This window comes from Allosphingosinicella deserti (assembly GCF_003012735.1).
Classification (GTDB): domain Bacteria; phylum Pseudomonadota; class Alphaproteobacteria; order Sphingomonadales; family Sphingomonadaceae; genus Allosphingosinicella; species Allosphingosinicella deserti.
Genome location: NZ_PXYI01000009.1, coordinates 83,475 through 96,205, shown reverse-complemented (window position 1 = coordinate 96,205; position 12,731 = coordinate 83,475). Strand labels below are relative to the sequence as shown.

The window sequence follows — 12,731 nt, the reverse complement described above, 5'->3', positions numbered from 1 at the left end:
AGACCGTGCCACACCGCGAGCCGATCGCGATCATCGACATCGGGTCCAACTCGGTGCGTCTCGTCGTCTATGCTGGCGCGCCGCGGACGCCCACGATCATCTTCAACGAGAAGATCCTGGCGGGCCTTGGTGCCAGCCTCGCCGAGACGGGGCGCCTGGCGCCCGATGCCCAGGAGCGCGCGCTCGCGGCGATGCGCCGGTTCAAGCTGCTGATCGGCCAGATGAAGGTGCGGCGTACCTGGGTCGTCGCAACCGCAGCGGCTCGCGACGCCAAGAATGGCGAAGCCTTCCTCGATCGCATCCGTGCTCTCGGCTTCGAACCCGAAGTGATAAGCGGCGAGATGGAGGGTGTTCTCGCCGGCGAGGGCGTTCTTTCCGGTATTCCGGAGGCCGAGGGGATCATCGGTGATCTTGGCGGCGGCAGCCTCGAGCTTGCCGAGGTCGGGGGAGGGAAGGTCAGGCGAAGCGTATCGCTTCCGCTGGGTGTGCTGCGCATCGGCGAGCCGGACAAGAAAGCCGAAACCAGAGTTGCAGCGACGTTGCGCAAGGCGCTCGACGAAACCGGGCTCGGCAGCCGCGGCAGGGGGCGCCCCTTCTACATGGTCGGCGGATCCTGGCGCGCGCTCGCTCGCCTCGATCTCATCGCGACCGATTATCCACTGCCGATCACCCACCAATATGCGATGGCGCCGTCGCGGCCCGAAGAGCTGCGCAAGACCATCCGTCTGCTCGACAAAGCGGATCCCAAGTCGATCCCCACGCTGACGGCATCGCGCATACCGACCTTGCCGGCGGCGAAGCTTGTGCTTTCGGCCATCGCGGACGAGCTCCAGCCAAGCGAACTGATCGTGTCGAGCTTCGGCATTCGCGAAGGCCTTCTCTACCATCGCCTCTCTGGCAAGGAGCGCTTGCTCGATCCTTTGCTCGAGGCGGCGCGCGAGGCGGGCAGGGGGCTTAGCCGCTTTGGGGAACATGGCGATCTGCTCGACGCCTGGATCGCGCCGATCTTCGACGATCCGCCGCATCACGCACGCCTTCGACTCGCCGCCTGCCTGCTCGCCGATGTCGCCTGGCAGGCGCACCCCGATTTCCGGGCGGAGCGCGGGCTCGAGATGGCGCTCCACGGCAATTGGGTTGGTGTCGACGCGCCAGGGCGGGTAATGATCGCGCAGGCGCTCTGGGCCAACTTCGGCGGCGGCCGAAGTCTCCCCGACAAGAGGGTCGCGGCCCTGTGCAGCGAAGCGGAGCTCGAGCGTGCCGCTTTGTGGGGGCTTGCCATGCGCCTCGGCCAGCGGCTCAGCGGCGGCCTTGCCGCCAGCCTTGCTCGCAGCCGGCTGAGCTGTGGCAAGGGCATTCTGCGCCTATGCCTGCCCAAGGGTGAGGAAGCGCTCTACGGAGAGACTGTCGATCGGCGCTTTCGCCGTCTCGCCGCCGCCCTCGGCAACAAGACCGAGGTCACGACCTTCTAAGTCTACGCCCAGATCCGATGGATTATGCGCTGAGGTCGGGACGCACCAGCCCGTTTCCGCCGATCGGAACCGTTTCGGCGATCGCCGTCATGCCGGCGATCAATGGTCGCGCCTTCGCAATCGCTGCGCGCACCGACGGCAGCGACAAGGAGGCGGTATGGGCATCCTTGCTGATCCATGCCTCGGTGATCCACAATATGTCCTGATCCGACGAATCCTCGGCGACGACGTAGCTGAGGCAGCCCGGCATCCCCGATACGCCGTCCAGAAGGATACGTGTGAGGTCCGCTCGCCGGCCCGCCTTTGCCGCCATCTTGCCGATCAATCCGTATCGAACGACAGGAGCGACGTCGGTGCTGGCAGTCGCCCCTGGCGCAATGGCCGCGGATAAGGCTGCCCCAGCCAGAAATGTGCGTCGATCGGTGCTCATCGGGTGAGTCTAACGCCGCTCGGGCGCCGCGCAATCGCTTGCTTGGGTCAGCCGCAGCGTATGCCAGTGACCTTGTTCGCCGGATCGAGCTCGATGTTGAGGCGATCCTCGCGAAGATCCATGGTGACGACGCCATCATGGGGGATCCAGCGCAAAGTTCCGGCACCAGTGAGACGCATGGCCTCTGCCGCCAGAGCTTCGCTTGCAACCCGTCCAACGAGCGTCTGTGCCGCTTCCGCCTTGCACGTGGGGGCGGTCTCGCCACCCACGGGCATCGAATCGCTGTCACCAGATGCGACGGTTGAGCAGCCGCCTGCAACCATCATCGCGAGGAGGCCCACGGTCTTGATCACGCGCGTCGTCATTGGGAATGCTCCGTACGGGTCATCATCAGCTTGCCGCCCTTGACCGCGAAAGCGAGGCGCCCCTCCACCAGATCGAGGGCATCGCGGCCGAATTCGTCGAAGCGCCAGCCCGTAAGAATCGAAAGGCCCTCGCGTCGACCGGCGGCGAGCATTTCCAATTCCTCAGATTTTGCAATCAGGCGGGCGGCGACATTGCCTTCGCGAGCGCGGATCTTGAGCAGAAGCTTCAGCAGGTCGGCGACCAATGCACCTTCTTTGCCAAGCCCAGGTCCGCGCTCCTCGCGTCCGGGCATCTCGTCGGCGGGCAGCGGCTTTGCCGCCGCGAGCGCCGCCATCAGCCGGCCACCGATGTCGTTCCCGCCCCAGGCAGGAGACAATCCGCGAACCCGCGCGAGCCCTTCCTGACCGGCAGGCGGATGCGAGGCGACATCGGCGAGGGTCTCATCCTTCATGATCCGGCCGCGGGGGAGGTTCTTCGCCTTCGCCTCGTTCTCGCGCCAGGCGGCGAGCGCCTTCAGCCGACCGAGCACGTCGGCCTTGCGGCTCGAGATGCGGACCCGCTTCCAGGCGAGATCGGCCTCATTCTCGTAATTGGACGGATCTGCAAGCCGCTCCATCTCTTCGTCCAGCCAGTCGCCGCGACCGGTGCGCCGCAGCCGCTCGAGCATCTTGGGAAACAGTGTGGCGAGATGGGTGACGTCGCCAATCGCGTAATCGATCTGGCGCTTGTCCAATGGCCGCCGCGCCCAATCGGTGAAGCGCGCGCCCTTGTCGAGCGTCTTGCCCACCAGGCTCTCGACCAGGTTGGAATAGCCGACCTGCTCGCCAAGCCCGAGTGCCATTGCCGCGATCTGGGTGTCGAACAAGGGATGAGGCGTCTTACCGGTAAGATTGTAGACGATCTCTATGTCCTGGCCGCCGGCATGGAAGACCTTCAGCACGTCCTCATTGTCGACCATCAGATCGAGAAGGGGCGTCAGATCGATCCCATCGGCCTTGGGATCGACCGCAGCCGCCTCTTCGCGGTTGCCGATCTGGATCAGGCATAGCTCGGGCCAATAGCTGTTCTCGCGCATGAACTCGGTGTCCACGGCGACGAAATCGGACTGCGCAAGGCGGTCGCACAGGCTCTTCAGCGACTCGCTGTCGGTAATCAACGGATGAATATGCATTGCGGCCCTCATAGCGAGCGCCTTTGCGGATGACAAAGTGGCTTGTATGACGAACCCGCAAATGTCTCTTAGCGCCGCCGGCTTGACAAAAGCGCCCCTGGCCGCGAACGCCGCTGCCGAAAACATCACTTAGCCTTGGATACGGAAAGCGGCCAACATGCACGCCTATCGCACTCATAATTGCGGCGAACTTCGCGCCTCCCATGTCGGGGAGACGGTCAGGCTCTCGGGCTGGATCCACCGCAAGCGCGACCATGGCGGCGTGCTCTTCGTTGATCTTCGCGATCACTATGGCATTACCCAGATCGTCGCCAAGGCGAACAGCGAGCCGCTCAAGATCCTCGACGGGCTGCGCGTGGAATCGGTGGTCACCATCACCGGCGTCGTCGTCGGCCGCGGCTCCGAAGCCGCCAACCCGAACCTCGCCACGGGGGAAATCGAGCTGTCGGCCGACGTGGTCGTCGTCCAGTCGTCCGCCGAGGAATTGCCCCTGCCGGTCGCGGGCGAGGCCGAATATCCCGAGGACACGCGCCTCCGCTATCGCTTCCTCGATCTCCGCCGCGAGCGTATCCACGCCAACATCGTGCTTCGTTCGCAGGTTATCAGCTCCATCCGCCGGCGTATGACGGATCAAGGCTTCACGGAATTCCAGACGCCGATCCTGACGGCATCGAGCCCCGAGGGCGCGCGCGACTACCTGGTGCCGAGCCGCGTCCATCCCGGCAAATTCTATGCGCTCCCGCAGGCGCCGCAGATGTTCAAGCAGTTGCTCATGGTTGCCGGCTTCGATCGCTACTTTCAGATCGCGCCCTGCTTCCGCGACGAGGATGCCCGTGCCGACCGATCCCCGGGCGAATTCTACCAGCTCGATTTCGAGATGAGCTATGTCACGCAGGAGGACGTGTTCCAGGCGATCGAGCCGGTGCTCGCCGGCGTGTTCGAGGAATTCGCCAGCGGCCGCTCGGTGACGCCGGCCGGCAGCTTCCCGCGCATTCCATACCGGGAATCGATGCTGAAATACGGCAATGACAAGCCGGACCTCCGCAATCCGATCCTGATCTCCGACGTGTCCAAGCATTTCGAAGGCTCGGGCTTCGGCTTGTTCGCCAACATCGTCGCCGGCGGGGGCGTGGTTCGTGCAATCCCGGCGCCCAACACGGCCGACAAGAGCCGCCGGTTTTTCGACGAGATGAACGAATGGGCACGCTCCGAAGGTCATGCGGGTCTCGGCTACATCACGCAGAAGGGCGGCGAACTCGGCGGCCCGATCGCCAAGAATCACGGCGAGGAGGCCACTCGCAAGCTGATCGCGGAACTCGGGCTCGGGCCGGATGACGGCATCTTCTTCGCCGCCGGCAAGGAACTGCAGGCGGCGAAGCTTGCCGGGTTCGCACGCACCCGCACGGCCGAACTGCTCGATCTGATCGACAAGGACCGCTTCGAATTCTGCTGGATCGTCGACTTCCCGATGTTCGAGTATGATGAAGACGCGAAGAAGGTCGATTTCTCACACAATCCGTTCTCGATGCCGCAGGGCGAGCTCGGGGCGCTCGAGACCAAAGATCCGCTCGATATCCTCGCCTATCAGTATGACATCGTCTGCAACGGCGTGGAGCTCTCGTCGGGTGCGATCCGGAACCACCGGCCCGACATCATGTACAAGGCCTTCGAGATTGCCGGCTATTCGAAGGAAGACGTCGACAAGAATTTCTCCGGCATGATCAACGCGTTCAAGTTCGGCGCGCCGCCTCACGGCGGCTCTGCTCCCGGTATAGACCGCATTGTCATGCTGCTGGCGGGCGAGCCGAACATCCGCGAGGTCGTGCTGTTTCCGATGAATCAGCGGGCCGAGGATCTGATGATGGGCGCCCCGTCCGAAGTAAGTGCCAAGCAGCTGCGGGAACTGCACATCCGGCTCGTCGAGCCGGCCGGCGCAGCGAAGAAGGATCCCGCAAAGGTCGTCGCGCCGGGATAAGGAACAGGCGGTCAACAAGAGTTGTTCGGACAGCTTCCCCCGCGATTCTTGCGCGGGGGAAGTGAATGAGGAGGCGTCGTGGCGATCGATCTGTCCGACTACGAAAAAGGCGCCAAATATGACGGCGACTATGATGCCGACCTCGCGGCGCTGCAGGAGCGACTGTCGCGGGTGCTGGTCAGCCACATCGTCTATAAGAAGAGCAGTATCATCGTCTGCGAGGGCTGGGATGCGGCCGGCAAAGGCGGGGCGATCCAGCGGATCACCACCGGCTGGGATCCGCGGGCTTTCAAGGTCTGGCCAATCTCGGCGCCGAATGCGGAGGAGCGCGCCCGCCACTTTCTCTGGCGGTTCTGGAACCGGCTCCCCGGAAAGGGCGACATCGGCATCTTTGACCGCAGCTGGTACGGCCGCGTGCTCGTCGAGCGGGTCGAGGAACTGACGCCCGGCCCCGAATGGCGGCGCGGCTATGACGAGATCAACGAGTTCGAGGCGCAGCAGCATTTCAACGGCGCGGCGATCGTGAAGCTGTTCTTCCACGTGACGCAGGAAACCCAGGACAAGCGGCTCGAGGCGCGGCTCGACCATCCCTGGAAACGCTGGAAGGTGACCGCGGAAGATTTCCGCAACCGCAGCCGGCGGGAAGCCTATCTCGATGCCTATCATGACATGTTCGCACGCACCGACACACGGTGGGCGCCGTGGACCGTGATCGACGGCAACAACAAGAAGGCGGCAAGGATCGTCGCACTCACCGCTGTCGCCGAGGCGCTCGAAGCGGCCGTCCCAATGAAGGCTCCGAGAGCAGATCCCGAGGTGGAGCAGATCGCGGCGGTCGTTTTCGGGAAAGATGGTTAACGCCGCGAAACAATGAACCAAATTGTCCGGATCATGTTAGGCTGCACGGATCCACTGGCGGGAGATCGGCAATGCGCTTCGCTGGCATAACGAGTCTGTTCGCGGCTGCTGTCGCTGGTGCAGCCTGCACCACCTATGACGATTACGGGAGCCGACCCGTCGGCTATGGCGACTATGCTTATGTTGGTCGCGACTATCAACGGCTCGGCAACGATTGCGGCTTCTTCGAAGGCGAGGGGGGATCCGCGCTCGATCCCTGGCTCGCTTGCACGGAGGAGGGCCGGCGGCTCGTCCGCGATCGCTATGACGACGATCAGGATCGTCGGGTCACGCTCGCCACGGCCGACGAAGCCAATATCTGGTTCCGCCGCCATGCGGACACGGATCGTGACATGCAGCTCACCGACGGTGAGGTCAAAGCAGCGCTGGTCAACCACGTGCGGTTCGCCGAGGGGTCCGGGAACTGAGGTAAGTCAACGTCCGGTTCGGCCCCCAAGAGATCAGCCTCAGCCTGGATACTCGATCTTCACGATCTCCAATTCGCGTTCTCCGGCGGGCAGGGTGACGCGTCGAACGTCTCCGATGGCGGCACCGCGGATGGCACGGGCGATCGGCGAGGTCCAAGCGATGCGACCAGCGGAGGGATCGGTCTCGTCCTCCCCGACCAAGGTGACAACGCGCTCTCGATCATCCTCGTCGACCAAGGTCACGATCGCTCCGAAGAACACCTTGCTGCGGTCGGGCTGCTTGGCCGGATCGACGACGCTCGCATTCTTCATGCGCTTCGAAAGCCAGCCGATCCGCCGGTCGATCTCACGCAACTTCTTGCGGCCGTAGATGTAGTCGCCATTCTCGGAGCGGTCACCATTGCCGGCTGCCCAGCTGATCGTTTCCACCAGCTGCGGGCGTTCAGTGCCGAACAGCGCCTCATATTCCTCGCGGAGCCGCCGGTACCCGTCCGGCGTGATGTAATTGGGTTTGTCAGCCATTCCGCCTCCGTCCTCCGGTTCATCGCGGAAGTCCAGCGTTCGAGTCCGGTCGGGGCGGCAAGCGACGCTCCCCCCGAAGGCCGATCCGCTACAGCGGGCGGCTCATGTCCGCAGCGATCGCCGCCAGCGCAAATCCGACCGAATGTTCGCCGCAGGCGAAATCGAGCCGGACGCCATCATGGGCGAGCGCCTGGACGATCCCCCGAATGGTACCCGCTTCCGGGTGGCGCAGTTCCACGGACGCCCCGAGTGGCGGCCTGGCGTTGGTTTCGAGAAAGGCACCGCGCGCGCTGACTTCCCGCAGCGCCGCAGGAGAGGGCGATTCGGCGACGAGAATGCACATCCGCCGGCGCCGCCAGCGCGTCGCCATAGTCTCGTCCTTACCGATTCGCGCTCTTGCACCCATGTGCCTTTTCCCCGGCTGCCCAGCGTTTCCTACGATAGATCGGGGCGCCGAAAAAAGGGTTAATAGCGCCGCCGACATGCAAGCCGGATTACCAACGAACGCTCCTTGCGGCCGGTCTCAGCATATTGTCAGGGCGCGACGGGGAAGCAGGCCGACCCGGCCGCCTTCGCGGCACCGCAGACCCGGTCTGCGGCCGCGCGGTTCGGGAGGCCTCCCGCCTGGAGCCGCGTCACCGGGCCGGCCGCGACATAGAAAGGCCGCAGGCTCGCGAGCGCTCCGACCCTGCCCCGCAGGCCAGCCCATTGACGCTGTGCATTTGCAGAGGTGCTGAACGCGCCAAGCTGCACACGCCATCCGGCAGCGCTGGTGGCGATGGGAGCACGGACGGCGGCGGGCGCCGACGGGCGCGCAGTCTCAGCCGTGCGAACCGGCGCCGGTTTGGGCACGGGCGCTGCCTTGGGAACGGGCGCAGCGAGGGTCGACTGAATCGCGGAATTGGACGGCGGCACATTGGCCTTGCCGATCGATCCTGGAGCCTGTTGCAGACGCGGCGGCGCCTGTTGCTCCATCTGGCGGGCGAGGGCGAGGCCCTGCTGGCGCTGAGCAAGCGGGATGATCTTGTCCATCTGCTCGAGGTTCGACGCTGCGTTCGGCATGCCCTGGCCGGCGGCCCGCTGCATCAGCGCATAAGCCCGCGGCCAATCCTTCGGCACCAGATCGCCGTTGAACATGGCCGTGCCAAGCACGTACTGGGCACGAGGATCACCGGCGTCGGCGGCCTTGCGGATCCAGGGCAGAGCTCGCTCGCGCTCGCCATTCTGGAAGAGCGCGAGGCCGAGATTGGCCTGCGCCTGCTCATGGCCCTGCTGTGCCGCTTTCTCGAACCAGCTTTGCGCCGTGCGCAGATCGGTCGGAACTCCCCGGCCGAGGCGATAGGCTTGGCCGAGGTTGAACTGGGCGTCGGCGTTGCCAGCGTCTGCAACCGGACGCCACATCCGCACCGCACCGGCGTGATCGCCTCTCTGCCATGCATCGATGCCCTGCTTGACCTCGATCTTGGCAGCCTCGGCATAGGCATCGCCCCCAGGAGCGAAGGCAAGCGTGCCGCCGGCACCGAGAAGGAGGGCGACCGCCGCACCTGCGGCGAGAAGCTTGCGGCCCTTGGTCTGCATCGATGAACTCCGTCGTATCTGCCGGGGTCGGTACCCCAAGTTTGTTAATTCGCTCTTAGCACTACGCGGACAGACAACCGATCGTCCTGACGCGTGACGTCATGACGCGGCGAATCGAGGCCATTGTGGCGGCAAGTCGTTGCCGCGTTAACCGAAATTTAGCCGAGCCGGGCGCAAGAGGCAGTCCACGAACCCGCGAGGTGAGGGGAAAACATGCGCGTATTGGCATTGTCGTCGCAAAAAGGTGGATCGGGGAAGACGACCCTGTCTGGCCACCTAGCCGTGCAGGCCGAACGCAGCGGGGCTGGTCCCGTCTGCCTGATCGACATCGACCCCCAGGGCTCGCTGGCCGATTGGTGGAACGAGCGCGAGGCCGAAATGCCGGCATTCGCGCAGACGACCGTCGCCCGCCTATCCGCCGATCTCGAGGTCCTTAGGAGCCAGGGCTTCAAGCTCGCGGTAATCGATACGCCGCCGGCGATCACCATGGCAATCCAGAGCGTCATCCAGGTGGCCGAGTTGATCGTCATTCCGACCCGCCCGTCGCCGCACGATCTGCGCGCCGTCGGCGCCACCGTCGATCTGTGCGAACGTGCCGGCAAGCCGCTCATCTTCGTCGTCAACGCCGCAACACCCAAGGCGCGAATCACCTACGAAGCGGCAGTCGCGCTGTCGCAGCACGGCACGGTTGCCCCGGTGACGCTGCATCATCGCACCGATTTCGCCGCGTCAATGATCGACGGCCGCACTGTGATGGAGGTCGACCCCAAGGGGAAATCTGCCCGCGAAGTCGAGGGATTGTGGGAGTATATCTCCGACCGGCTCGAGAAGAATTTCCGACGCACCGTGTTCACCGCTCCGGGCAGCTTCGTTCCCGGCGCGCCGCATGCGTCGGCGGTGCGTCCGGCCGGCGGCTTCGGCCGCCGCGTCGTGGGCCAGTGACGGAGGGCCGGACGATGCGCGACACCAAGCCATTCGCTTCGCTTTCCTCGGGCCTGCTTGCCCGCAAAGGTGCAGCCAAGCCGGCCATGCGACCCCAAGGTTTCGGCAGCTTCGGCGGTAGCCTCGAGGACCTTGGCTGGAACGATATGGGCCAGCAGGAAGCTGCGACGCCCGCGACAGAGCCTCTTGCAGGGAATGCCGGGTTGACCCCTTCGACGGTACGGAATGCGCCGGAGCCGGCCGTGATCGTCCATCAGCGCGCGCTGGAGCAAACATTTGCGCAGGAAGCGCCAGTCGAGGAGGTGCAGATCCCTCCGAAGGCCTCAGTCGCCAAAGCAGAGGTCGTGAATCTTCCGCAGCGCCCACGCGCGACGCGCAAATTGTCGCCGTCCCGTCCGACGAAAACCACCCTACCGGCAAAAGCCAAGGCTGCATTCACGCTCCGTCTCGATCCGGAACGCCATCTGCGCCTCCGCCTCGCTTGCGCGGTCTCGCATCGCTCCGCGCAGCAACTGGTGACGGGCGCACTCGATGAATTCCTGAAATCTCTTCCCGAAATCGAAGCGTTGGCCGAGCGGCTGCCGATCGAAGCTTCGGGCCGCTGAGCGGAGTGGTATGATGAACAACAACAAGGTGCTCAAGTTCGGCTTCGCCGGTCTTGCATTGGCCGGCACGATGGTCGCCTGCAATCCGGGCACGCAAGCCTTCCGGCCGAACAGCGTGTCCACGCAGGCGTCGAAGGCCGATCAGCAGGCGATGACCTTCTATGCCAAGGCGAACGCGGCCAGCCAGCAGTCGGATTTCGCGGGTGCACTCGGCCACGCAGAGCGCGCCGTCGAGCTTTCGCCACAGGATGTCGGCTTCCGCATGCTGCTCGGCGATCTGTACATCAAGAACGGCCGCTTCCGTTCGGCCGAGACCACGTTCGAGGACGTGCTGGCGCTCGATCCGGGCAACGTTCGCGCCGGTCTGTGGGTCGCGCTGACCCGCATTGCGCTCGACGAACGCGGCGGCGCAATCGCCCAGCTCGAGGACATGAAGACCGCACCGGCCGCCGACCTCGGCCTGGCTTATGCGCTGGCCGGTGAGACCAGCCGGGCCATTCAGTTGCTCGAACCCGCGGCGCGTGAAGCCGGTGCCGCGGCGCGAGTCCGTCAGAATCTGGCGCTCGCTTACGCGCTTTCCGGGGACTGGGAGAAGGCGCGGATCACAGCGGCTCAGGATATCTCGCCCGATCAGCTGAGCGGCCGTCTGCAACAATGGGCGGCGCTTGCGAAGCCCAATGCTCCTGCAGCTCAGGTTGCAGCGTTCGTCGGCGCTACGCCGTCGGCAGACGATGCCGGTCAGCCGGCCCACCTGGCCCTTGCCCCGGCCGTGAATGAGGGTGTTGCGCTGGCCGCTGCCGAGCAACCGGCCGCTGTCGCCACGCCCGCGATCTTCGAACCGCTGGCTGCCCCGTCGCCCCAGGATGCCCCGGTCCAGAATGCCGACATGTCCGATTGGGTCTCGGCCCGAGATCAGCAGGACGGCGAGGCGGCGGTCGAAACCAAGCCCGTTTACGCATCCGCAGTCGAGACCCTGGTCTCCGCCCAGCCGGAAGCGATCCGAGCAGTGGCGCCTGCCAAGCAGGCCGCCCGCAGCTTCCGTGCCGCCCCCGCGGTCTTGAACAGCGGCACCGTCACGCGCGGCCACGGCGGCTTCGCCGTGCAGCTCGGGGCGTTCAGCAGCCCGGCGGCCGTCGAGCGTGCCTGGGCTTCGGCCTACAAGCGTTACGGCTTCTCCAGCCAGACGCCGCTGTCGACCACGGTGAAGCTGCCCAAGGGCGTGTTCCATCGCCTGTCGGTTGCCGGCTTCGACAGCCGCAACGACGCAGCCCGCGTTTGCCAGGTGGTCAAGGCGAAGGGCGGCGTCTGCTTCGTCCGCGCCGTCGCCGGCGACGCTCCGGTGCAATGGGCGAGCCGCTACACCGGGGTTCGCCGCGGCTGATACGAGCCGGAACGAACAGGAACGGAGGGGTCAGCCCCTCCGTTCGCGTGTCAGTACGTCGAGCACCGCCATCCGCACCGCGACGCCCATCTCGACCTGCTCGAGAATGGCGGAGCGATCGGGATCGTCGGCGACGTCGCTGGCGATCTCGACGCCACGGTTCATCGGCCCCGGGTGCATCACCACGGCATCCGGTGCCGCGCGCTTCAGCCGCTCGCGAGTGAGACCGTAGCGAGCGTGGAAATCCTCGAGCGAGCCCGAGACGCTCGCTTCCATTCGCTCGCGCTGGATACGCAACATCATCACGATGTCGGCACCCTCGATGCCTTCTTCGAGGCTGGTGAAGGCCGCCAGTCCGCGCGTGTCGTCGGGCAGGAGGTTGGGCGGGCCGACCACCCGCAGCTGCGCACCGAGCTTCGGCAGCAGGCGCATGTTCGAGCCGGCGACCCGGCTATGCTTGATGTCCCCGCAGATCGCGATCTTGAGGCCCTCGATCCGGCCCTTGCGTCGCCGCATCGTCAGCGCATCGAGCAGCGCCTGGGTCGGGTGTTCGCCGGTGCCGTCGCCGGCGTTGATCACCGCGCACCCGACGACGTCGGCGACATCGCCCGGCGCACCGGTTTCCGAATGACGAATCACCATCACGTCCGGCTGCATCGCATCGAGCGTAAGCGCCGTGTCGATCAGGCTCTCACCTTTCTGCACCGACGATCCGATCGCATGGAAGTTTGCAACCGTCGCGCCCAGCCTCTTCCCGGCGACCTCGAACGAAAACAACGTCCTGGTAGAATTCTCGAAAAAGACGTTGAACTGGGTCAGCCCAGCAAGCCGATCGTCCTGCTTGCGCCTCTGCCGATTGAACGAAACCCAATGCTCGGCTTCATCAAGAAGAAGGAGGATGTCGTCGGCGGAGAGCTGCTCGATCCCGAGCAGGTGGCGGTGCGCGAAGCTGGACATGAGCGAGCCC

14 protein-coding genes are annotated in these 12,731 nt (G+C 65.2%); 7 read left to right on the top strand and 7 right to left on the bottom strand.

Annotated elements, in window-relative coordinates; translation table 11 throughout:
- The first annotated feature begins 5 nt into the window (after window positions 1-5).
- Window positions 6-1,469 carry a Ppx/GppA family phosphatase gene (locus C7I55_RS22490; protein WP_233222361.1) on the top strand — a complete coding sequence of 488 codons (1,464 nt, stop codon included), beginning with the start codon at window positions 6-8 and terminating at the stop codon, window positions 1,467-1,469.
- A gap of 22 nt (window positions 1,470-1,491) precedes the next feature.
- Here the strand turns inward: C7I55_RS22490 and C7I55_RS22485 are convergent, their stop codons facing one another.
- The 3 genes from C7I55_RS22485 to rnd are packed head-to-tail and all read right to left on the bottom strand — an operon-like array spanning window position 1,492 to window position 3,436.
- Window positions 1,492-1,899, bottom strand: a complete 408-nt coding sequence (locus C7I55_RS22485; protein ID WP_106515281.1) for a putative quinol monooxygenase — start codon at window positions 1,897-1,899, stop codon at window positions 1,492-1,494.
- A gap of 47 nt (window positions 1,900-1,946) precedes the next feature.
- Window positions 1,947-2,264, bottom strand: coding sequence for an I78 family peptidase inhibitor (locus C7I55_RS22480; RefSeq protein WP_106515280.1), 318 nt, complete (start codon window positions 2,262-2,264; stop codon window positions 1,947-1,949).
- Entirely contained in the window at window positions 2,261-3,436 is a 1,176-nt protein-coding gene (gene rnd / locus C7I55_RS22475) for a ribonuclease D (protein WP_106515279.1), read from the bottom strand. The genes C7I55_RS22480 and rnd overlap by 4 nt, the downstream gene beginning before the upstream one ends.
- A gap of 157 nt (window positions 3,437-3,593) precedes the next feature.
- Here rnd and aspS point away from each other — a divergent pair, with 157 nt between their 5' ends.
- The 3 genes from aspS to C7I55_RS22460 all read left to right on the top strand — a co-directional run bounded on the left by aspS (window position 3,594) and on the right by C7I55_RS22460 (window position 6,736).
- Window positions 3,594-5,411: an aspartate--tRNA ligase gene (gene aspS, locus C7I55_RS22470; protein ID WP_106515278.1), complete on the top strand. Its 1,818-nt coding sequence runs from the start codon at window positions 3,594-3,596 to the stop codon at window positions 5,409-5,411.
- 78 nt (window positions 5,412-5,489) lie between these two features.
- Window positions 5,490-6,269, top strand: coding sequence for a polyphosphate kinase 2 family protein (locus C7I55_RS22465; protein WP_106515277.1), 780 nt, complete (start codon window positions 5,490-5,492; stop codon window positions 6,267-6,269).
- Between the two features lie 71 nt (window positions 6,270-6,340).
- A complete protein-coding gene (locus C7I55_RS22460) occupies window positions 6,341-6,736 on the top strand; it encodes a hypothetical protein (RefSeq protein WP_106515276.1) in 396 nt (131 codons plus the stop codon).
- Window positions 6,737-6,775: 39 nt separating this feature from the next.
- On the opposite strand, the gene greB is transcribed toward C7I55_RS22460, so the two are convergent.
- The 3 genes from greB to C7I55_RS22445 all read right to left on the bottom strand — a co-directional run bounded on the left by greB (window position 6,776) and on the right by C7I55_RS22445 (window position 8,836).
- Window positions 6,776-7,258: a transcription elongation factor GreB gene (gene greB / locus C7I55_RS22455; protein WP_106515275.1), complete on the bottom strand. Its 483-nt coding sequence runs from the start codon at window positions 7,256-7,258 to the stop codon at window positions 6,776-6,778.
- 88 nt (window positions 7,259-7,346) lie between these two features.
- Complete coding sequence (locus C7I55_RS22450; RefSeq protein WP_233222359.1) at window positions 7,347-7,628, bottom strand: hypothetical protein; 282 nt, start codon at window positions 7,626-7,628, stop codon at window positions 7,347-7,349.
- 164 nt (window positions 7,629-7,792) lie between these two features.
- Window positions 7,793-8,836, bottom strand: a complete 1,044-nt coding sequence (locus C7I55_RS22445) for an SPOR domain-containing protein (RefSeq protein ID WP_106515273.1) — start codon at window positions 8,834-8,836, stop codon at window positions 7,793-7,795.
- A gap of 213 nt (window positions 8,837-9,049) precedes the next feature.
- Between C7I55_RS22445 and C7I55_RS22440 the strand changes: the two genes are divergently transcribed.
- From C7I55_RS22440 to C7I55_RS22430, 3 genes are read left to right on the top strand one after another with little or no spacing between them, the layout of a single operon-like run.
- Window positions 9,050-9,778 carry a ParA family protein gene (locus C7I55_RS22440; protein WP_106515272.1) on the top strand — a complete coding sequence of 243 codons (729 nt, stop codon included), beginning with the start codon at window positions 9,050-9,052 and terminating at the stop codon, window positions 9,776-9,778.
- A 14-nt stretch (window positions 9,779-9,792) separates the two neighbouring features.
- On the top strand, window positions 9,793-10,383 hold the full coding sequence (locus C7I55_RS22435) for a hypothetical protein (RefSeq protein WP_106515271.1): 591 nt from the start codon (window positions 9,793-9,795) through the stop codon (window positions 10,381-10,383).
- A 13-nt stretch (window positions 10,384-10,396) separates the two neighbouring features.
- Window positions 10,397-11,764 carry an SPOR domain-containing protein gene (locus tag C7I55_RS22430; RefSeq protein WP_158266541.1) on the top strand — a complete coding sequence of 456 codons (1,368 nt, stop codon included), beginning with the start codon at window positions 10,397-10,399 and terminating at the stop codon, window positions 11,762-11,764.
- A 30-nt stretch (window positions 11,765-11,794) separates the two neighbouring features.
- Here the strand turns inward: C7I55_RS22430 and C7I55_RS22425 are convergent, their stop codons facing one another.
- Window positions 11,795-12,721: an aspartate carbamoyltransferase catalytic subunit gene (locus C7I55_RS22425; RefSeq protein ID WP_106515269.1), complete on the bottom strand. Its 927-nt coding sequence runs from the start codon at window positions 12,719-12,721 to the stop codon at window positions 11,795-11,797.
- Window positions 12,722-12,731: the final 10 nt, after the last annotated feature.

Coding starts and splice junctions, on each gene's coding strand:
- rnd (WP_106515279.1), bottom strand. CDS start 3,436: ATGCATATTCATCCGTTGATTACCGACAGCGAGTCGCTGAAGAGCCTG.
- C7I55_RS22460 (WP_106515276.1), top strand. CDS start 6,341: ATGCGCTTCGCTGGCATAACGAGTCTGTTCGCGGCTGCTGTCGCTGGT.
- C7I55_RS22440 (WP_106515272.1), top strand. CDS start 9,050: ATGCGCGTATTGGCATTGTCGTCGCAAAAAGGTGGATCGGGGAAGACG.
- C7I55_RS22480 (WP_106515280.1), bottom strand. CDS start 2,264: ATGACGACGCGCGTGATCAAGACCGTGGGCCTCCTCGCGATGATGGTT.
- C7I55_RS22435 (WP_106515271.1), top strand. CDS start 9,793: ATGCGCGACACCAAGCCATTCGCTTCGCTTTCCTCGGGCCTGCTTGCC.
- C7I55_RS22445 (WP_106515273.1), bottom strand. CDS start 8,836: ATGCAGACCAAGGGCCGCAAGCTTCTCGCCGCAGGTGCGGCGGTCGCC.
- C7I55_RS22450 (WP_233222359.1), bottom strand. CDS start 7,628: ATGGCGACGCGCTGGCGGCGCCGGCGGATGTGCATTCTCGTCGCCGAA.
- aspS (WP_106515278.1), top strand. CDS start 3,594: ATGCACGCCTATCGCACTCATAATTGCGGCGAACTTCGCGCCTCCCAT.
- C7I55_RS22430 (WP_158266541.1), top strand. CDS start 10,397: ATGAACAACAACAAGGTGCTCAAGTTCGGCTTCGCCGGTCTTGCATTG.
- C7I55_RS22425 (WP_106515269.1), bottom strand. CDS start 12,721: ATGTCCAGCTTCGCGCACCGCCACCTGCTCGGGATCGAGCAGCTCTCC.
- greB (WP_106515275.1), bottom strand. CDS start 7,258: ATGGCTGACAAACCCAATTACATCACGCCGGACGGGTACCGGCGGCTC.
- C7I55_RS22485 (WP_106515281.1), bottom strand. CDS start 1,899: ATGAGCACCGATCGACGCACATTTCTGGCTGGGGCAGCCTTATCCGCG.